This is a genomic window from Mesorhizobium sp. LHD-90 (assembly GCF_030929505.1).
Lineage (GTDB): Bacteria > Pseudomonadota > Alphaproteobacteria > Rhizobiales > Rhizobiaceae > Kumtagia.
This window is the reverse complement of record NZ_JAVFVV010000005.1, coordinates 308825-327765: the sequence shown is the minus strand read 5'-3', so window position 1 is coordinate 327765 and position 18941 is coordinate 308825. Positions and strand designations below refer to the sequence as shown.

The 18941-nt window shown below is 65.5% G+C and carries 16 protein-coding genes and 1 tRNA gene; 10 read left to right on the top strand and 7 right to left on the bottom strand.

What is annotated here, in order from left to right; all coding sequences use genetic code 11:
* Positions 1–522 precede the first annotated feature (522 nt).
* Positions 523–596 (bottom strand) — tRNA-Gly (locus RB623_RS09320).
* Between the two features lie 165 nt (positions 597–761).
* Here RB623_RS09320 and RB623_RS09315 point away from each other — a divergent pair.
* A complete protein-coding gene (locus RB623_RS09315) occupies positions 762–2180 on the top strand; it encodes a DUF3300 domain-containing protein (RefSeq protein WP_308056501.1) in 1419 nt (472 codons plus the stop codon).
* 22 nt (positions 2181–2202) lie between these two features.
* Complete coding sequence (locus RB623_RS09310; protein WP_308056500.1) at positions 2203–3192, top strand: DUF2950 domain-containing protein; 990 nt, start codon at positions 2203–2205, stop codon at positions 3190–3192.
* A 45-nt stretch (positions 3193–3237) separates the two neighbouring features.
* Here the strand turns inward: RB623_RS09310 and RB623_RS09305 are convergent, their stop codons facing one another.
* The 4 genes from RB623_RS09305 to RB623_RS09290 form a co-directional block, all read right to left on the bottom strand.
* Entirely contained in the window at positions 3238–3990 is a 753-nt protein-coding gene (locus RB623_RS09305; protein WP_374121661.1) for an amino acid ABC transporter ATP-binding protein, read from the bottom strand.
* A 50-nt stretch (positions 3991–4040) separates the two neighbouring features.
* Positions 4041–4988, bottom strand: coding sequence for an amino acid ABC transporter permease (locus RB623_RS09300; RefSeq protein ID WP_308056497.1), 948 nt, complete (start codon positions 4986–4988; stop codon positions 4041–4043).
* Positions 4989–5050: 62 nt separating this feature from the next.
* Complete coding sequence (locus RB623_RS09295; RefSeq protein WP_308056496.1) at positions 5051–5911, bottom strand: ABC transporter substrate-binding protein; 861 nt, start codon at positions 5909–5911, stop codon at positions 5051–5053.
* 130 nt (positions 5912–6041) lie between these two features.
* Entirely contained in the window at positions 6042–7055 is a 1014-nt protein-coding gene (locus RB623_RS09290; protein ID WP_308056495.1) for a 2OG-Fe(II) oxygenase family protein, read from the bottom strand.
* 98 nt (positions 7056–7153) lie between these two features.
* Between RB623_RS09290 and RB623_RS09285 the strand changes: the two genes are divergently transcribed.
* The 5 genes from RB623_RS09285 to RB623_RS09265 all read left to right on the top strand — a co-directional run bounded on the left by RB623_RS09285 (position 7154) and on the right by RB623_RS09265 (position 12079).
* Positions 7154–8098 carry a nucleoside hydrolase gene (locus tag RB623_RS09285; protein ID WP_308056494.1) on the top strand — a complete coding sequence of 315 codons (945 nt, stop codon included), beginning with the start codon at positions 7154–7156 and terminating at the stop codon, positions 8096–8098.
* Between the two features lie 155 nt (positions 8099–8253).
* Positions 8254–8889 (top strand): TetR/AcrR family transcriptional regulator, encoded by a 636-nt coding sequence (locus RB623_RS09280; protein ID WP_308056493.1) that lies wholly within the window; start codon positions 8254–8256, stop codon positions 8887–8889.
* A 298-nt stretch (positions 8890–9187) separates the two neighbouring features.
* Entirely contained in the window at positions 9188–9838 is a 651-nt protein-coding gene (cmk, locus tag RB623_RS09275; protein ID WP_308056492.1) for a (d)CMP kinase, read from the top strand.
* 197 nt (positions 9839–10035) lie between these two features.
* The gene (gene rpsA, locus RB623_RS09270) at positions 10036–11730 is read left to right on the top strand and encodes a 30S ribosomal protein S1 (protein WP_308056491.1); all 1695 of its coding nucleotides are present in this window, start codon (positions 10036–10038) and stop codon (positions 11728–11730) included.
* Between the two features lie 151 nt (positions 11731–11881).
* Positions 11882–12079: a CsbD family protein gene (locus RB623_RS09265; RefSeq protein ID WP_308056490.1), complete on the top strand. Its 198-nt coding sequence runs from the start codon at positions 11882–11884 to the stop codon at positions 12077–12079.
* An 84-nt stretch (positions 12080–12163) separates the two neighbouring features.
* On the opposite strand, the gene RB623_RS09260 is transcribed toward RB623_RS09265, so the two are convergent.
* Together RB623_RS09260 and RB623_RS09255 are read right to left on the bottom strand one after the other, a co-directional pair.
* Positions 12164–13750, bottom strand: coding sequence for a 5-guanidino-2-oxopentanoate decarboxylase (locus RB623_RS09260; RefSeq protein WP_308056489.1), 1587 nt, complete (start codon positions 13748–13750; stop codon positions 12164–12166).
* A 181-nt stretch (positions 13751–13931) separates the two neighbouring features.
* Positions 13932–14780, bottom strand: coding sequence for an arginine deiminase family protein (locus RB623_RS09255; RefSeq protein ID WP_308056547.1), 849 nt, complete (start codon positions 14778–14780; stop codon positions 13932–13934).
* A 229-nt stretch (positions 14781–15009) separates the two neighbouring features.
* On the opposite strand from RB623_RS09255, the gene RB623_RS09250 reads away from it, so the two are divergent.
* From RB623_RS09250 to RB623_RS09240, 3 genes are all read left to right on the top strand, one after another.
* Positions 15010–15852 carry an aldo/keto reductase gene (locus tag RB623_RS09250; protein ID WP_308056488.1) on the top strand — a complete coding sequence of 281 codons (843 nt, stop codon included), beginning with the start codon at positions 15010–15012 and terminating at the stop codon, positions 15850–15852.
* Between the two features lie 78 nt (positions 15853–15930).
* The gene (locus RB623_RS09245) at positions 15931–16917 is read left to right on the top strand and encodes a Gfo/Idh/MocA family oxidoreductase (protein ID WP_308056487.1); all 987 of its coding nucleotides are present in this window, start codon (positions 15931–15933) and stop codon (positions 16915–16917) included.
* A 479-nt stretch (positions 16918–17396) separates the two neighbouring features.
* The gene (locus tag RB623_RS09240; RefSeq protein WP_308056486.1) at positions 17397–18935 is read left to right on the top strand and encodes a DUF4173 domain-containing protein; all 1539 of its coding nucleotides are present in this window, start codon (positions 17397–17399) and stop codon (positions 18933–18935) included.
* Positions 18936–18941 lie beyond the last annotated feature (6 nt).

Sequence of the window (18941 nt, the reverse complement as noted above, 5' to 3'; positions counted from 1 at the left end):
TGCGACTGTCACGCAAGCCGTTCGATTCTGGTGACCGGCGCAGCAGGCTTCCATGTCGGTCGATGGCAGATCGTCCATTGGCGTCACGCCCGCGATCATCGGCGTCTCTGCCCCCACGCCGGGCGGCAGGACGAACCCTCGAAACCGGCCCCGGTCGGAGCCGGTGGCGGGTCAAGCATCATGTCGAAAATTCGCGACGACGCTGAACTCGCCCAAAAGTTCCGGACGCCGCGGTGCCGCGGCCCGCGAGTGCCGACAGGATCGGGCCTCGCATGGGCCGGCAGATCGAGCAGATAGGTCTTCGGATCTGGCATAGCCTCCCCCGGCGGCCCGGATGACGGCTCATTCGTCGCAAGCCCAGCGTGAAATCAGCGTGAAGCCCCACGCGGTCCCCAATGCGGCGACAAGCGTTCCGGTTCGCCGGCGCGCGACAATCGCGCCGATGGACCAGTACTTGCAGCCAGTTCGCCCGCTCGGATCTCGCACTGCCAGGAATGTGTGGACAGCAAATTTCTGAAAGGCTGGAGCGGGTAGCGGGAATCGAACCCGCGCGTTCAGCTTGGGAAGCTGACAGGCTACCATTACATCATACCCGCGCGGCAGCCTCGATAGCACGGCCCACCGCGGCTCGGCAATCGCCTTGAGGAGCCTCGGCTGCTCCGATCTTGGCCCAGTCATGCGGGACCAGACGGGCTAGCTTAATCCGACATGTATTGCTACGCTGGTCTGCTACTGGTTGCATAGGAGGTGAGGTTACCGGCATGAACAGCAAAAGCACCCGCAGGCTTGGTTTCGCCGTCACGGTCGCGCTCGCCTCCATCCTCTTGACTGCGCCTGGTCCGACATCCGCCTTGGCCCAGGAGCAGACGGCCGCCGCCGGGACGGCCGACGCGGCAAGCACCACGCCGGAGCCGCTGAGCGCCGACGAACTGGAAGTGCTTGTGGCGCGCATCGCGCTCTATCCGGACGAGCTGGTCGCCGTCATCACCGCGGCCTCGCTCTATCCGTTGCAGATCGTCGAGGCGTCGCGCTACCTCGACGACTACGCCAAGGACAAGAGCCTGAAGCCGAAGGAGAGCTGGGACGGCAGCGTGATCTCGCTGCTCAACTATCCCGAGGTCGTCAAGATGATGAGCGACGACCTGGAGTGGACGCAGCAGCTCGGCGACGCCATCGCCTATCAGCAGAAGGACGTGCTCGTCGCCATCCAGCAGTTGCGCGAGGAGGCGGTGGCCAAGAACATCGTCAAGACCGACGACAAGATGAAGGTCGAGACGCAGGGCGACAACATCGTCATCCAATCGGTGAACCCGCAAACCGTTTATGTGCCGCAGTACGAACCGCAGATGCTTTATGTGGAGGACTATCCCGCGGCGCCGATCGCCTATTATCCCGAACCCTATCCGAGCTACTGGTATCCGGGTGCGACATTCTTCGCCGGCGCGGTGACCGGAGCGATCTGGGCGGCCGCCGTCGACTGGGACGACTGGGACGTGTGGGGCGGCCATTGGGACGGCGGCGACATAGACATCGATTGCGACCATTGCTTCAACAACCGCGATTTCAACGGCAAGGTCAATTTCAACGACATCGACTGGAAGAACGTCGACCGCTCGAAGATCAAGTTCGACAAGGACCAGTTCGCCAAGTTCGACCGCACCAACATCAAGAACCGCGTCGAGAGCAACCGTAACAATTCGGTCCGCGACCGGGCAGCCGACATCAAGAGGAACCAGGCTGGCAACTTGGCAAACAGGAACATCAAGGCCAACGACATTCGCAAGAGCACGCTGGACGGGCTGAAGAACCGGCCGGGAGGGGACCAGGCCCGCCGTCCGGACGGTCAGCGGCCGGCGGCGCGTCCCGCCGGCGACCGCCGCGAGGCGGCGCGTCCGAATGCCGATCGCCGGCCCGACAAAGTCAACCGCCCGGCCGGCAAGCCGAAGGCCGCCAATCGGGTCGACAACCGGCCGAAAAAGCCTTCCGGGCTGGGCAATGTCGATCGCGGCAAGACCGCCAAGATGCATTCGAACCGCGGCCAGAAAGCCATGGGCGGTGGATCCCGCGGCGGCGGCCGGGCCATCCAGCACGGCGGGGGAGGCAGGCAACAGATGCATCGCGGCGGCGGCGGGGGCAGGCATGCTGGCGGCGGACATCGCGGCGGCGGCCGCAGGCGCTGAGAACGGGCAAGGGAGCAGAACCATGAACACGATCCTTCATCGTATGATGCGCACGATCTGCCTGTCCGCACTTGCAGCGGGGCTCGCGGTGGCTCAGCCCGCGGCGTCCTTGGCGCAGGATCAGGCTCCGGCCGATCAGGCGGCGGCAGGCGCCGAAGACCCAGGCATCTTCGCCTTCGAGGCGGAACAGGATCCGCCGCTGTTCGACAACGCGGAGGCCGCAATCGCCGCTTTCAAAAAAACACTGGCCGACAACGACTTCGACGGTTTGGCCAAATTGCTCGGCCTCGACGCGGCCAAGCTCAAAAGCGCCGAGGGCGTGACGGATACCTTCGCGCAGATCCGCGAGGGCGCTGCCAAAAAAGTCGTGGTCGCCGACATCGAGAACGGAAAAATCCTGCAGATCGGCGACAAGCTATGGCCATTTCCATTCCCCATACTGAAGGGGGATGAAGACGGCAAATGGGCGTTCGATACCCAGGCCGGGCTCGAGGAGATCGTCAACCGCCGCGTCGGCGAGAACGAACTGGAGGCGATGGCGACGATGCTCGCCTATGTCGAAGCGCAGGAGGACTATGCCGAAGAGGACCGCGACGGCGACGGCGTCGAGGAGTTCGCCCAAAAACTGATCAGCAGCGAAGGTGCCACCGACGGGCTCTATTGGCCTGCCGACGCGGTGAATGGCGAGAGCCCGGCGGGCGACCTCAGCCAGGCGGAGCTTGAGGACGCTAGCCAGGGTGAGGGCTATTTCGGCTACCGCTTCAAGATCCTGACCGGCCAGGGCGACAACATAGCCGGCGGCGCCTACGACTACGTCATCAACGACAACATGATCGGCGGTTTCGCGCTGATCGCCTGGCCGGTGAAATATGGCGAGACCGGCGTGCATACCTTCGCGGTCAACCAGCAGGGCATCGTCTACGAGGCCGACCTCGGTCAGGCCACGGACGCGATCGTCAAATACATTGATCGCTTCAATCCTGACGAAAGCTGGAACGTCGTCAACGACTGAGCGCTTGCCTTTGCACTCAGGTCGCCAACCTGAGTGCAAACCGCCCTATAGCACCCGCGACAAAAACTCGGCGGTGCGCGGCGATTTCGGTCGGGCGATCATCTCGCGCGGATTGCCGCGTTCGACGATCACGCCGCTGTCCATGAAGATCAGCTCGTCGCCGATCTCGCGGGCAAAACCGATCTCGTGGGTGACCACCACCATGGTCATGCCGCTCTGGGCGAGGTCGCGCATGACCTGCAGCACCTCGCCGACAAGCTCGGGATCGAGCGCCGAGGTCGGCTCGTCGAACAAGAGCACCTTCGGTTTCATCGCCATGGCGCGGGCGATCGCCACGCGCTGCTGCTGACCGCCCGAGAGTTCTCGCGGGTAGCGGTCGACCTTGTCGGAAAGCCCGACGCGGGCGAGCAGCACTTCGGCTTCCCTTTTCGCCTGGTCGACGGGCACGCGCCGCACCTGCGTCGGCGCCTCGATGATGTTTTCCATCACCGTCATGTGGGAGAACAGGTTGAAGGACTGGAACAGCATGCCGATCTCGGCGCGCCGCTTGCACAGTTCGTCGTCCTTGACCTCGAACAGTCTGTCGCCGCGCAAATCGTAGCCGACGAACTCGTCATCGACCAGCAATATGCCGCCGCTGAGCTTTTCCAGGTGGTTGATGCAGCGCAGGAAGGTGCTCTTGCCAGAGCCGGACGGGCCGATGATGCAGGCGACGGTTCCGGTCGGAACATCGATATCGACGCCCTTCAGCACCTCCAACTGGCCGTAGGATTTATGCACCGCGCGTGCAAACACCATGGAGTTGGCGGGGACGCCGAAGCGCGCCCGGTTCTCGGCTTTGATGTTGCTCATTTGACCGCTCCCGCCGGCCGCGGCCCGAAGGCGTTGCGCAGGATGCGCATGCCCATCGGATCGCGGCGCACCTCGCTGCGGCCGAAATGCCGCTCGAGGAAATGCTGTCCGACCGACATGATGCTGACAACAGCGAGATACCAGAAGGCGACGACGATCAGCAGCGGGATGGTCTCGAAGGTGCGCGCATAGATCGACTGCGCCGAATAGAACAGGTCGTCGACGGCGATGAAGGTCACCAGCGAGGTCATCTTCAAGAGGTTGATCGCCTCGTTGCCGGTGGGCGGCACCACGAAACGCATGGCCTGCGGCAGCACGATGCGTTTCAGGATCATGCGGTAGGGCATGCCCAGCGCGCTCGCCGCCTCCGACTGGCCGCTCGGCACCGACTTGATGCCGGCGCGGATGATTTCGGCCATGTAGCCGGCTTCGCACAGCGACAGCGCCACCACGGCGGAGAAGAACGGTGTCATGAAATCGTTGGTCCGCACCGAGAAGATCGTGCCGAACCAGGGCAGCGTCAGCGAGAACTCGCGGATGAGCAGCGACAGGTTGAACCAGAAGATCAACTGGATCAGCGCCGGCACGCCGCGGAAGAACCAGACATAGACGCCGGCGAAGGTGCGCAGCACCGGGCTCGGCGATACGCGCATGATGGCGATGACCGTGCCGACGACGATCGCTGCCGCCATGATCAGCACAGTCAGGATCAGCGTGTTGCCGAGACCGTGCAGGATCGGCGGATGGAACAGGTAGTTCGCCGCCGTGCCCCAGGCGAAGGCGGGATTGCTGGCGAAGGCGCGGACGATGAAGAAGGCTATGAGTAGAGCAAAGGCCGTGCCGATCCAGATGCCGTAGTGGCGGCGCGGCACCACAACCAGCCGCTCGGCTGCCGAAACGGCGGCCGGCTGCGCCGCAGGATGGCTTCCCTCAGCCGTACTCATCGTTTCTCCACGAATTCCCTTGGGTAGCGGCGCCGGCACAAGAGTCCGGCGCCGTGCCTGTGTCATTCGGCGCGCAGCGCGTCCATGCTGCCGACGAAATAGGGTTCCTTGATCGCGTAGGCGCCCATGCCGTATTTGTCGAGGATCGACTGGTAGGTGCCATTCTTGAAGAGTTCCGCCAGCGCCGCAACCATCATGTCGGCAGTCGCCTTGTCGTTCTTGGCGATCGCCATGCCGAGCGGCGCCACGTCGTAGAGCGTCGGCAGCACGACCAGTTGGCCTTTGCTGGTCACCTCGAAATAGCTGGAGGCGGTGGCGTCGTCCATGCGGGCGTCGACGCGGTCGGACAACACGGCCTGGACGATGTCGGTGGAGGAGTTGAACACCGACTTCTCGATCGCCTTCTGGCCCTTGTCGGTGCATTCCTTGCTGAGCTTGTCGACCAGAAAGTCGGACGCGGTGCCGGCCGAGACGCCTACGCGCTTGCCGCAGAGCGGCATGTCGCCGGCAAGACTGTCCTTCTTCTCCGGCGAGGTCGAGGCGGCGATGCCGGCCTTGATGAACATCACGAAGTCGACCTGCTGAAGACGCTCCGGGTTGGCCGAAAACGTCTCCCAGGCGATCTTGAAGCGGCCGGCTGCCAGGCCGGGGATCATCGACGGGAAGGGCGTACGCTGCACGTCAAGCTCGGCGCCGACCAGCTTCGCCACTTCGCCGGCGAGTTCGATGATGATGCCGACCTGCTTACCTTCGGCGTCGATGTATTCGAACGGCGCATAGTCGAGCGTGTTGGCGACGGCGAGCTTGCCGCTCTGCTCGACCTCGGGCGACTTCGGCACGTCTGCGGCAAATGCTGCAGCGCCCCACGCCGTGACCATGGCGGCAAGGCCCAGCCCCGCCAGTTGAAAGAGATTCTTGCGCATTCCCATTCTCCTCTGGAGTCTTCTTGACACTCTTGGTTCCCGCCGCTGCTCCTGCCCCAGGCCCGCAGCAGCGGTTTCCGGCCGGACCGCTGGCGGTCCCGACCGAATTCTCTAAGTGGCCGGCCCGACCTCAGGCGTTCGCAGCCTCGGCCGCCAGCTTCTTGCGATAGTGATAGTTCTTGTCGATGCGCTCCATCAAATAGTCGCCGTATTCGACCGGCCCGTATTTCGGCGCGGTCCCCGCGGGCACGCAGGCCGGCAGCGCCTCGATCATGGCCTCCATCGACGGATCGAAGAAGAAGGGCTGCGAATAGCGTTCGCGGCCCGAGCGGTTGATCACCCGGTGCGGCGTCGACACGAACTGGTCGTTCGACCAGCGGGCCAGGATGTCGCCGACATTCATGACGAAGGAGTCCGGCACCGGCGGCGCCGGCACCCAGTCGCCAGCCTTGTTCTTGACCTCCAGCCCGCCGACGTCGTCCTGTGCGAGCAGGGTGATGAAGCCGTAGTCGGTATGCGGGGCGGAGCCGAACAGGCCCTCCTCCTTCGGCTGCGTCGGATAATGAAGCAGGCGCAGGAAGGTCGTCGGCTGCTCGAAATGGCTGTCCAGGCTGTTCGCCGGCATACCGAGCGAGATCGCGATGGCGCCGACCATCTTTCGCGCCAGCGTGCTCATCTCGTCCACGTAGTTCTGGATCGTCGCATGGAACCCGGGCAGCACGGCCTCGTCCGGCCACTGATTCGGTCCCTGCAATGGCTTTCCATCCAGCGCGCGCGGATCGTCGGCCTCGACCTCGTGCATGAAGAAGATCGACTCGCTCTGGTTCGGCTTGCTGACCGTGGCGACCGACGAGGTGACTATGGTCGAACCGGCGAATGGCAGATAGCCGCGGAAATTCTTGTCGATCTTCAGCTTGAGCTTTTCCTCGTCCGGCAGCGCGAAGAATTTCTTGCCCGTCTCGCGCACCGCCTCGACATCGGCGCGCGGGATCGGGTGGCCGACGACGTAGAGGAAACCGATGTTTTCCAGATAGCCGCGCAGCGTCGCCGCCACCGCGCGGATCGCCTTTTCGTCGCCGCTGTAGAGGCCGGAGACATCCAGCATCGGAATCTCGGAAAAGTCGCCGCGCTCGCTTGCAGCCATCGCCGTCGTCCTGTCTTGAACATAAGATACAGTACTGTATCTCTACACATCGGCGTGCTATCGGCAAGCCCCATCGAATGCAAGCAGGATCGGACGAAATGGCGCCGCGAAAAATCATCATCGACACCGATCCGGGCCAGGACGACGCCTTCGCCATCCTGTTCGCGCTGGGATCGCCCGAGGAACTCGAAGTGGTCGGTATCACGACGGTTGGCGGCAACGTGCCGCTCGCCCTGACGTCGAAGAACGCGCTGAAGGTGATCGAACTCGCTGGCCGGCCCGATATTCCGGTGTTTGCCGGCTGCCCGGCGCCGATGGTGCGCAAGCTGATCACCGCCGAATACGTGCATGGCGAGACCGGCCTCGACGGCGCCGACCTGCCCGAGCCGGTGACGCCACTGCGGAGCGAGCATGCCGTCAACTACCTGACGCGCGCCATCATGGATGCGCCGGAAGGCGATATTACCGTCTGCACGCTCGGGCCGATGACCAATCTCGCCATGGCCATGACCATGGAGCCGCGTATCGTGCCGCGCATCCGCGAGGTGGTGCTGATGGGCGGCGGCTTCTTCGAGGGCGGCAATGCGACGCCGGCGGCCGAGTTCAACATCTTTGTCGACCCGCACGCGGCGCACAAGGTGTTCCACTCCGGCGTGCCCGTCACCATGGCGTCGATCGACTGCACCTATAGCGCGCAGATGACGACGGAATGGCTGGGCAGGCTGCGTGCCACCGGCAGCCGCGCCGCGATCGAGGCGGCCAACATGGCTGACTTTTACCGCCAGTACGGAAGCCACAAATTTCCCACCGCTGCCCGGCCGATCCACGATGCCTGCGTGACCGGCTACCTGCTTGCTCCGAAGATCTACGAGCAGCGCCAGTGCAACGTGACGGTCGACATCGTCTCGCCGGAGACGATCGGCATGACGGTCGTCGACTGGTGGCACGTCACCGGACGCCCGAAGAATTGCAACGTGCTGCGGCGCATCGATCCCGCGCCCTTCTTCGATCTGATGCTGGAGCGCATCGGCGCGCTGCCGTGATCAACGAGCGGTGGATGAGCGCGCAACCGCCTTTCGCGAGTGACCGCCATCGGGTGTATTGGCGGCACGATCAACCGCGTGGCGGGCATTGCGCTTTACGATCCGTGTGGAGATGACCCCTGGTGAAACCGAAACGGCCGTCCGCTAGACCTGCAGTGGGAAAAACTCGGCCGGCCGCTCCGCGCCAGACACTGAGCCGCGACGCCTGGGTCGCGGCCGCCAGGAAAGCGCTGGAAAAACGCGGCATCGCCGAGGTGAAGATCGACCGGCTGGCCCGGCGCTTCAAGGTGACGCGCGGCAGCTTCTACTTCCACTTCTCCAGCCTGAAGGATCTTCACGACGAGCTTCTGGAGGAGTGGCGGCGCATCAACTGCGCCCCGTTCAGGACCCTGCAGCAGATTGCCGACATGGACGGCGTCGAGTTCTTCTCCACCATTGTGCATGTCTGGGTCGACGAGGATCCGTTCAGCCCGCTGCTCGATCTGGCGGTGCGCGATTGGGCGCGCACCTCGAAAACGCTTGGCAGGGAGGTGGCGGAGATCGACGATCTGCGCATCTCGCTGCTCGAGCGTTCCTTCCTGGCGATGGGTTATGCCCCGGCCGAGAGCATCGTGCGCGCCCGAATCACCTATTTTCACCAGATCGGCCAGTACGCGATCTCGTTCAAGGAAGATCCGGCGCAGCGCAGACGCTACCAGCCGCTGTTCGGCAAGGTGCTGCTCGGACCGCTGGCCGAGGAGCCTGGCCTGGCACCGGACACCGAAACCGCCCCACGCCGGGCCGGGCAATAGCGGCCGGCGCCCTGGCGGCGGACGCGTGCGACTTCCGTTGGAACGCTGGTGCCTGTCTCCCAACTCGAAGGGCTGGGCCTTGCATTCGGCCTCATGGCGATCGCAGACCAGGCATCGCCGAACACGGCAGGGAAAATGCTGCCACAGTCGGCGGCACTGGTCGACGCCGACGCCGCAGCCGAGACGATGCCGGATCGGACCGCCGGACGCGGTTCTACAGGCCAGCCTTCGGCGTCACGGCCGCGGATGCGCGAGATAGCCGTTGCGCTTCCGGTTTTTCTCCGCCATGTCCGCCGCCATGACCAAATCACTCACCATCGCCATCGACGGCCCCGCTGCCTCCGGCAAGGGTACGCTCGCCCGCCGCATCGCCGACTATTTTCACCTCGGCCATCTCGACACCGGGCTGACCTATCGCGCCGTGGCGCACAAGATGCTGGAGAAGGGCTGGCCGCTCGACGACGCCGCGCATGCCATCGAGGCAGCGAGACAGGTCGACCTCGGCAATCTCGACAAGCATGCGCTGTCGGCCCATGCGGTGGCCGATGCGGCGTCCAAGGTGGCGGTCATCCCCGAGGTACGGAAAATCCTGGTCGAGAAGCAGCGCGCCTTCGCCGCTCAGCCCGGCGGCGCGGTGCTCGACGGGCGCGACATCGGCACCGTGGTCTGCCCGGACGCGCCGGTGAAACTCTACGTCACCGCCAGCGCCGAGGTGCGCGCCGCGCGCCGGCTGCGCGACATCGAGGCGCGCGGCGGCACCGCCGCGCTCGCCGAAATCCTCGACGACATCAGGCGCCGCGACGAGCGCGACATGGGTCGCGCCGACTCGCCGCTGCGCCCAGCCGCCGACGCGCACTTGCTCGATACGTCCGAAATGTCTATAGAAGCGGCGTTTCAGGCGGCCCGGGCAGTCGTAGACGGCGTCCTGGCCAAGCGAAACACAGCCTGAGCGGCACGGTCGCCTTCCTGCGGGAAGGCACAACCGGTCCGGTCTCGGGCGCTTAACCAGCCTGCCAGCATTCTTTCGCGCCGGTCCGCCGCTTCGATGCGGCTTCGGGTTTTCGACAAACCCAGATGCCGGCAGGCCAACGCAACACGAACCCACGGCGCCGCCTCGCCCCAGCCGCGAGGCTTTCAGGAGAAACAATGTCTGAACTGAACCCCTCCCGCGACGATTTCGCCGCCCTTCTCGACGAGTCGTTTTCCAGCGGCCATTCCGGCGAAGGCCAGGTCGTTCGCGGCATCATCACGGCCATCGAAAAGGACATGGCCATCATCGACGTTGGCCTCAAGGTCGAGGGCCGCGTGCCGCTGAAGGAATTCGGCGCCAAGGCCAAGGACGGCCAGCTCAAGGTCGGCGACCGCGTCGAGGTCTATGTCGAGCGCATCGAGAACGCACTGGGCGAAGCCATGCTTTCCCGCGACAAGGCCCGCCGCGAAGAGAGCTGGGTCAAGCTCGAGGAAAAATTCAACCGCGGCGAGCGCGTCGAAGGCGTCATCTTCAATCAGGTCAAGGGTGGCTTCACCGTCGACCTCGACGGCGCCGTGGCCTTCCTGCCGCGTTCGCAGGTCGACATCCGTCCGATCCGCGACGTCACCCCGCTCATGCACAACCCGCAGCCCTTCGAGATCCTCAAGATGGATCGCCGTCGCGGCAACATCGTCGTGTCGCGCCGCACCGTGCTTGAAGAGAGCCGCGCCGAGCAGCGCTCGGAGATCGTGCAGAACCTCGAAGAGGGCCAGGTGGTCGAAGGCGTGGTCAAGAACATCACCGACTACGGTGCGTTCGTCGACCTCGGCGGCATCGACGGCCTGCTGCACGTCACCGACATGGCGTGGCGCCGCGTCAACCATCCGACCGAGATCCTGAACATCGGCCAGACGGTCAAGGTGCAGATCATCCGCATCAACCAGGAAACCCACCGCATCTCGCTCGGCATGAAGCAGCTCGAGAGCGATCCGTGGTCCGACATCGGCACGAAGTTCCCGATCGGCAAGAAGATCACCGGCACGGTCACCAACATCACCGACTACGGCGCGTTCGTCGAGCTGGAGCCGGGCATCGAGGGCCTCATCCACGTCTCGGAAATGTCGTGGACGAAGAAGAACGTGCATCCGGGCAAGATCCTGTCGACCTCGCAGCAGGTCGACGTGGTGGTGCTCGAGGTCGATCCGGCCAAGCGCCGCATCTCGCTCGGCCTCAAGCAGACGCTGGAGAACCCGTGGCAGGCCTTCCAGGCCAACCATCCGGTCGGCAGCCAGGTCGAGGGCGAGGTCAAGAACAAGACCGAGTTCGGCCTGTTCATCGGCCTCGACGGCGACGTGGACGGCATGGTGCACCTCTCCGACCTCGACTGGAACCGTCCGGGCGAGCAGGTCATCGAGGAGTACCAGCGCGGCCAGATGGTGAAGGCGCAGGTACTTGACGTCGACATCGACAAGGAGCGCATCTCGCTGGGCATCAAGCAGCTGCAGCGCACCGCCGCCACGGCGGGCGAGGCCGGCGGCGAGCTGCGCAAGAACGCGGTGGTCACCTGCGAAGTTACGGCGATCAAGGATGGCGGCCTCGAGGTCCGGCTGGTCGACACCGGCCTCGACAGCTTCATCCGCCGCGGCGACCTGTCGCGCGATCGTGACGAGCAGCGTCCGGAGCGCTTCACGGTCGGCCAGAAGGTCGACGCCCGCGTGATCGCCTGGGACAAGAAGACCCGCAAGGTGCAGGTCTCGATCAAGGCGCTGGAAATCGCCGAGGAGAAGGAAGCGGTCGCCCAGTACGGCTCGACCGACTCCGGCGCCTCGCTCGGCGACATTCTCGGCGCCGCACTCAAGGGCCGCAACTAAGCTTCGGCGGCTTTCCAGCCTCACCGGAACGAAAAAGCCCCGCCGGAGCGATCCGGCGGGGCTTTTTCATGGGAACCGCGTCGCCGGTCCGGCGTTCACTCCTCGGCTGGCGCGAAGGCGCCGGTATCGAAAATGACCCAGGAGATGCGACATGAACTGGAATCAGGTTGAAGGCAATTGGGAGCAGTTCAAAGGCAAAGTCCAGCAGCAGTGGGGCAAGCTCACCAATGACGACCTCGACGTGATCAAGGGCAACCGCCGCGAGCTAGCGGGCCGGCTGCAGGAACGCTACGGCACCGCTGAGGAGGCCGCCGAGAAGGACATCGATACCTGGCTGTCCAGGCACTGAGGGCATCCCCTCCACGTTTCGATCCCGCCGGAGCAACCCGGCGGGTCTTTTTTGAGACGGACGACCGGGGGTGCCGCGCGGCGGTCAGGGCACGACATATTCGATCATGGCGGGCTGCGCGGTTGCGGCGCGAAGCGACGAGGCAAGCTCCTTGGCATTCGTCACCTTGGCATAAGACAAACCGTAGGCTTCGGCGACCAGGCAAAAATCGGGCGGCGCCGGCGACACACCCACGGGCTCCACGCCGACGTCGCGCATCGACACCTCGATCTCGCGATAACCGCGATTGTTCCACACCACAAAAACCACGCCGGCCTTGCTCTCGACCGCCGCCGCGATCTCCGGCAGCGTGAACTGGAAACCGCCGTCGCCGGTGAGGCAGACGACCGGCAGGCCGGGCCCGGCCAGCGCGGCGCCGATTGCCGCCGGCGGACCGTAACCCAGCGCGCCGTAGCCGGTGGCGGCATTGAACCAGCCCCCCGGTCGGTCATGGTCGTAGTAAAGATTGCCGGCATAGACCGGCTGCGTCGAATCGCCGACGATCAGCGCGCCCGGCAGCGCATCGCGAATGGCTTCGACCGCTTCCAACTGGGACGGCAGCGCCGGTCCGAGCCGCGCCAGCTCGGCGCGCGCGGCGTCGCGGCACGTTTCGGCCCGCTCGCCGCCATTCGACGTGCCCGACGGCCGGGCGCGGTCCGACAGGATCGCGAGCAGCGCCTCCAGCGCGGCGGCGCTGTCCGCCTCCACCTTGACATCAGCCGGATGCCGGTCGAGCTGCTCGGCGTCGATGTCGATGCGCACGAGATTGGCAGGCAAGGCGAAACCGCCGTCGGCATACATGTCGTAGTCGGTGGGTCCGAACTCGGTGCCGACGGCGAGCGCCAGGTCGGCGCCGTCGATCAGCTCGCGCACCGATTTCAGGCTTGGACTGGCCGGCACCACGAGCGGATGGCGATGCAGCAGGCCGCGCGCGTTCGCCGTCAGCACCACCGGCGCATCCAGGCGCTCGGCCAGCGCGCGCAGCGGCGCCTCGGCGCGGCTCGCGCCGCCGCCGGCAAGGATGACCGGACGCACCGCCTGGGCCAGCAGCCGCGCGGCCGAAACGATCGCGGCATGATCCGGCTCCGGCGGCTCGGCCATTTCGACGGGTTTCAGGGAAACGGCGGGCTTGCCCATCACGTCGAGCGGGATTTCGATGTGCACCGGCCCCGGCCGGGCGGTCCTGAACAGGGCAAAGGCACGATCCACCGCCGGCTGCAACTCCGCCGCGCTCTCGACACGCGTCGACGACAGCGCCACCTTCTCCATCATGCCGCGCTGGTCCGGCAGTTCGTGCAAATAGCCGAATCCCTTGCCGAGCGTGGCGGTGGCATTGACGCCGGACACCACCAGCATCGGCACCGAATCGGCGCGCGCCTGCGCCACGGCGGTGATGGCGTTGGTCAGGCCCGGCCCTGTGATGACGAAGGCGACGCCGGGCTTGCCGCTGGCGCGGGCAAAACCATCGGCCATGAAGGCGGCGCCCTGCTCGTGGCGCGGCGTGATGTGGCGTATCTTCGAGCCCGCCAGCCCGCGATAGAGCTCGACCGTGTGCACGCCCGGAATGCCGAACACTGTGTCGACGCCGTGGCGTTCGAGCAGGCTGATGAGAGCTTCGCCGATGGTGGTCATTGGCTTCCCTCCCCCTTGAGGGGAGGGTGGCCGCGAAGCGGCCGGGTGGGGTCGCTGCGGCCGCGCTCTACCCAATCTTCTCTACTGCAAAGAAGGCCCCTCGTACGGCCGCGAGGACCCCACCCGCCTCGCTTCGCTCGGCACCCTCCCCTCAAGGGGGAGGGACAAAAGCGCGGCCCGCTCATCCCCTTAACACCGGCCGCGTCAGGCATGTCGGTCCGCCCTCGCAGGCGATGCACAGCGCATCCGCCTCGAAAGTCTTGACCGTGCATCCCGCCGCCTCCATCGCCGCCGCGGTTTTCGGAAAACCCGCTACCGCGATCACCTCGCGCGGCGCGGTCGGCAGCACGTTGAGGCTTAGCCCGTTGGAGGCAAGAAACTCGTCGGCGTCGCCCTCGACCAGCCGGATGCCCTTGGTCTTCAGCATCTGATAGAACGCCGCCGGTAGCAGCGGCGCGTAGACCAGCGCCAGATCGTCGGCCAGCGGGCTGATCACCGACATCAGATGCAGGCAGGCTTCCTCGCCGTGCCACAGTGGCAGATCGAAGCCGTAGACCGAGATTCCGTGCGGCGTCAGCAGATTGGCCATCTGCTGGATGCCGTCCTGGTTGGTGCGCACTCCCCGCCCGATGGCGAGCGTGGTGCGGTCGACCCAGACGCAATCGCCGCCCTCGACCTGGCCGGGCTTTTCGATGCGGCCGAGCACCGGCACGCCGAGCCGCGCATAGGCCGCTTCATGCAGCGCCGGTTCCGGTTCGCGCAACGGCTTGCCCATCGACAGGATGACGGCGCCGTGGTCGGTCACTAGCGACGGATCGTGGGTGAAGACGGAATCAGCAAGACCGTCCTCGCTGTCGTCCAGCCATTCGATATCGGCGCCGGAGGCAGCCACGAGTCTTGCCAGCGCCTCGTGCTGGCTGCCCGCACGCCCGGCGTCGAAGCCCAGGGCATAGTGCCAGCGCTTCGCGTCGGCGCCGCGCATGGCCGAGGAGGCGCGGCGCATCAGCACCCGCTTCAACGGGCCGGCCATCGACTGCGACCCGTAAATCTGTGCTGCGGCCACGTTCATGAATTTCCTGCTCCCGATCGCAAGCGTCAGGATTATCCGCCCAGCAACATGGCCCGCAAGAGCCAGCACCGGCATTCGTCTTGGCGTTCGCGCCATTCGCTCGGCCCGCCCGATCTCGATTCTCCCCCACTTCCGCGCCAGGATCGAGTAACCTGCAACCTGCCGAACCAAAAAAACCGAGGAGCGCCCGATGTCCAAAAATGTCCGCACCACCCGCCTGCCGTCCGGGGTCGAAGTGCCGGTACTCGGTCTCGGTACCTGGAAGATGGGCGAGGACCGGCGAAGACATGCCGACGAGGTCGCGGCCCTCAAACTCGGGCTCGATCTCGGCATGACGCTGATCGACACCGCCGAGATGTATGCGTCCGGCGGCTCGGAAGAGGTGGTGCGCGAGGCGATCGCCGGTTGCCGCGACGAGGTCTTTTTGGTCAGCAAGGTGCTTCCCTCCAATTCCTCGCGCGCCGCCACGATGCGCGCCTGCGAGGCCAGTTTAAGACGCCTCGGCACGGACCGGCTCGACCTCTATCTGCTGCATTGGCGCGGCGGCGTGCCGCTGGCCGAGACGGTCGGAGTATTCGAGGATCTGAAGGCGGCCGGAAAGATCCTGCATTGGGGCGTCAGCAATTTCGACACCGACGACATGGAGGAACTGGCGGATGCCGGCGGCTCGGGCGTCGAGACCAACCAGGTGCTGTACAATCTGTCGGCGCGCGGCATCGAATACGACCTCCTGCCACAGGCGGCGGCGCGCGGCCTGCCGGTCATGGCGTATTCGCCGGTCGGGCAGGGCGACCTCACCGCCGATGCCCGCCTCGCCCGGATAGCGGCGCGCCATGGCGTCAGCGCGGCGCAGGTCGCGCTCGTCTGGACGCTGCGCCACCCGCATGTCATCGCCATTCCCAAGGCGACGCGGCCGGAACATGTGCGCGACAACCGCGCCGCGCTCGACCTGACGTTGACGCCGGCGGACCTTTCCGAGCTCGACGCTGCCTTCCCGCCGCCGCGCCGCAGGCAGAGGCTAGAGATGATCTGAGCCAAAACCGTTCTTGCGGTTTCATTCCCGAAAACCATGCGCTAGGGTCCGCCGGTTTTTAATTCGAGGGATGGAAAAATGTTTCGCTGGGGTGTTCTGTCGACGGCAAAGATCGGGCGCGAGCAGCTTCTGCCGGCCATCCAGGACGCCGAGAACGGTGTGCTGACGGCGGTGGCGAGCCGCGACGTGGCCAAGGCGCGCGCGTTGGCCGATCGCTTCGGCGCGCCGCATGCCTTCGGCTCCTACGAGGAGATGCTGGCTTCCGATACGATCGACGGCGTCTACATCCCGCTGCCGACCTCGCAGCATGTCGAATGGGCGGTGAAGGCCGCCGACGCCGGCAAGCACGTCCTGGTCGAAAAGCCGCTGGCGCTCGACGCCAAGGACATCGCCGAGGTGATCGCCGCGCGCGACCGCAACAAGGTTCTCGTCTGCGAGGCCTTCATGGTGGTCTACCACCCGCAATGGATCAAGGTTCGCGAGTTGGTGCAGGGCGGCGCGATCGGCCGGCTGCGCCATGTGCAGGGCGCCTTCTCCTATTATAACGTAGACGCCACCAACATGCGCAACATCCCCGAGCTCGGCGGCGGTGCGCTGCCCGACATTGGCGTCTACCCGACCGTCTCGACCCGTTTCGTCACCAGCAAGGAGCCGCTGCGCATCCAGTCGACGGTCGAGCGCGACCCAAAATTCGGAACTGACACCTATTCCAGCACCAAGGCCGATTTCGGCGACTTCCACCTGACCTTCTATTGCTCGACGCAGATGGCGCTGCGCCAGTTCATGGTGTTCCACGGCGAGAAGGGTTTTATCGAGGTGCACGCGCCGTTCAACGCCGGCGACTACGATCATCACCGCATCGAGCTGCACAACCAGAACCACACAGAGGCGACCGTCTTCCGCTTTCCGGCGACGCGGCAGTACCGGCTGGAGGTCGAGACTTTTGCCCGCGCCGCGCAGGGCGGCGGCGACGCGGTGTTCACGCTGGAGGAGTCGGTGAAGAACCAGAAGGTCATCGACGCCATCTTCCGCGCCTCGGAAAGGGACGGCTGGGAGCCGGTCTGATCTTCTTGCTTTTGGCTGATGGTCGCCGCGCAGGTTGCGGCCAGCGGCTCTCTCCCCGTTCTACACGGGGAGAGATGTCCGGCAGGACAGTGAGGGGCAGCGCCGACGGTCAAGGAAAATGACCCTTGGTATGAGTGTCGCGTCCAAGCGTGTGTCCGACCCACTTGGGCAGGAGGCCATGCCGGCCCGGTAAACCGACATCGCACCGCCCCCTGCACGATTTCTGCACGGCAAGCCTGAAACTCTGCGCGGCGGCGGCGCATGCCGGCCAGCATGGTCCGGCAAAAGCGCCGCATGCCAAACCGGAATCACGCCCTCCCCTCGCTCGAACCCCGGCTCCCGGATCGCATCCGGTTCGACGCCTGGTGGCTCGACCCGCTGCCGCGCCCGCGGGGCAGCGCGACGATTTTCACCTTCGCGCCTCCCTGCCGGCATACCAAACGGCCCGCGCGGCGCCTGGCTTCCGCAGGACGGCGGCCATGATCAGCGCCGCAATATCGCGCCCGGGTTTTGCAGCACGGCTCGGCATCACAGCCGCCCTGACGGCCGCCGCCGATTTCCTGCTGTTCGGGCATCCGTTCGGGATTTCGCTGCTTCTGTTCGCCGCACTGCTCGGCGTCGGCATTGCCATCGCCAACCGGACACCGCCTGACCGGCGAGCCTCCGTCCTGTGGGCGTTCCTGGCGGCCGGCCTGCTGCCGCTGGTGGAAAACATCAGCCTGCTTTCCGTGTCCGTCGCGATTGCCTCGCTCGGCATATTCGCCCTTGCCGCCTCGGGACGCCTGCGCAACGGCCTTGCAAACATGGCGCGGCAGTTGCCCGCGCTGGCGCTTGCGACACCGTTCCGCTTGCCTTTAGACCTTCTCCGCTGGCGCAGGGCAAGCCGCCGCACGAAAGGCGGCATGGTCCGGCTCGCCATTGTGCTGGGCTGGCTCATGCCCATCGTCCTCGCCTTAGTGTTCATTACGCTGTTCGCCATGGCGAACCCGGTCGTCGAACGATGGGTCGCACTGCTCGATCCGCGGGCGCTGCTTGCCCTGCTCCAGCCTTTGCAGCTGGCCTTCTGGCTCGCCGTCATCTTCTGTGTCTGGGCCTTGTTGCGCCCGCGCCTGCCAAAAGTCTTTCAGCGGCGAAGCACGCCCGGCCTTTCGCCCGCGCCGGGACCGAGATTTGCGCCGGCGAAGACAGAGCCCGACCGGTTGTTCGACACGCTGTTCGGCAGGGCCGCGATCTTTCGCGCGCTGCTGATCTTCAATGCCATCTTCGCCGTCGAGACTCTTCTCGACATCGTCTACCTGTGGGGCGGCGTGGCCCTGCCCGACGGCATGACCTATGCGGAATACGCGCATCGCGGCGCCTATCCGCTGATCGCCACGGCGCTGCTTGCCGCCGGTTTCGTGCTGCTGGCCTTGCGGCCGGGCAGCGCGGCCTCCGCCGACCGGCCTATCCGCCTGCTGGTTTATCTGTGGATCGCGCAGAACGTCGTGCTGGTCCTGTCGTCGATCCTGCGGCTCGACCTCTACATCGACATCTACATGCTGACCTATTGGCGGGTGGCGGCCTTCATCTGGATGGGACTGGTGGCGGTGGGGCTTCTGCTGATCGTGGCGCGCATCGCGCTGGAAAAACCGAACGGCTGGCTGGTCGACGCCAATCTTCTGACGCTTTCCTTGACGCTTTATGCAGGCTGTTTCGTAAACTTCGCCGGACTGATCGCCGACTACAACGTACGCCACAGTCTTGAAATGAACGGCCGGGGCCTGCCGCTGGATCGATCCTATCTGCTTTCGCTCGGCCCGGCGGCGGTGCCGGCGCTCGACCTTCTCATCGCTGGCGCGGTGCCGGAGCGCACTGCCGACCCGGCGTCGCTCCGCCGGGACCGCGATTGGCTGGCGCGGCGCCATGAACGGCAGACCGCCGAATGGCGCGCCTGGACGTTTCGCGGCTGGCGGCTTTCGCGCTATCTGGACGAAAACATGCGGCCGGTCCCTCCGGGCCTGCCGCTCGATCCGCGTTGAGAGGCC

Excerpts from the sequence above, each read along its gene's own strand:
- RB623_RS09315 (WP_308056501.1), top strand. The coding sequence starts at position 762 with ATGAACAGCAAAAGCACCCGCAGGCTTGGTTTCGCCGTCACGGTCGCG.
- RB623_RS09310 (WP_308056500.1), top strand. The coding sequence starts at position 2,203 with ATGAACACGATCCTTCATCGTATGATGCGCACGATCTGCCTGTCCGCA.
- RB623_RS09305 (WP_374121661.1), bottom strand. The coding sequence starts at position 3,990 with ATGGTGTTTGCACGCGCGGTGCATAAATCCTACGGCCAGTTGGAGGTG.
- RB623_RS09300 (WP_308056497.1), bottom strand. The coding sequence starts at position 4,988 with ATGAGTACGGCTGAGGGAAGCCATCCTGCGGCGCAGCCGGCCGCCGTT.
- RB623_RS09295 (WP_308056496.1), bottom strand. The coding sequence starts at position 5,911 with ATGCGCAAGAATCTCTTTCAACTGGCGGGGCTGGGCCTTGCCGCCATG.
- RB623_RS09290 (WP_308056495.1), bottom strand. The coding sequence starts at position 7,055 with ATGGCTGCAAGCGAGCGCGGCGACTTTTCCGAGATTCCGATGCTGGAT.
- RB623_RS09285 (WP_308056494.1), top strand. The coding sequence starts at position 7,154 with ATGGCGCCGCGAAAAATCATCATCGACACCGATCCGGGCCAGGACGAC.
- cmk (WP_308056492.1), top strand. The coding sequence starts at position 9,188 with ATGACCAAATCACTCACCATCGCCATCGACGGCCCCGCTGCCTCCGGC.
- rpsA (WP_308056491.1), top strand. The coding sequence starts at position 10,036 with ATGTCTGAACTGAACCCCTCCCGCGACGATTTCGCCGCCCTTCTCGAC.
- RB623_RS09265 (WP_308056490.1), top strand. The coding sequence starts at position 11,882 with ATGAACTGGAATCAGGTTGAAGGCAATTGGGAGCAGTTCAAAGGCAAA.
- RB623_RS09260 (WP_308056489.1), bottom strand. The coding sequence starts at position 13,750 with ATGACCACCATCGGCGAAGCTCTCATCAGCCTGCTCGAACGCCACGGC.
- RB623_RS09255 (WP_308056547.1), bottom strand. The coding sequence starts at position 14,780 with ATGGCCGGCCCGTTGAAGCGGGTGCTGATGCGCCGCGCCTCCTCGGCC.
- RB623_RS09250 (WP_308056488.1), top strand. The coding sequence starts at position 15,010 with ATGTCCAAAAATGTCCGCACCACCCGCCTGCCGTCCGGGGTCGAAGTG.
- RB623_RS09245 (WP_308056487.1), top strand. The coding sequence starts at position 15,931 with ATGTTTCGCTGGGGTGTTCTGTCGACGGCAAAGATCGGGCGCGAGCAG.
- RB623_RS09240 (WP_308056486.1), top strand. The coding sequence starts at position 17,397 with ATGATCAGCGCCGCAATATCGCGCCCGGGTTTTGCAGCACGGCTCGGC.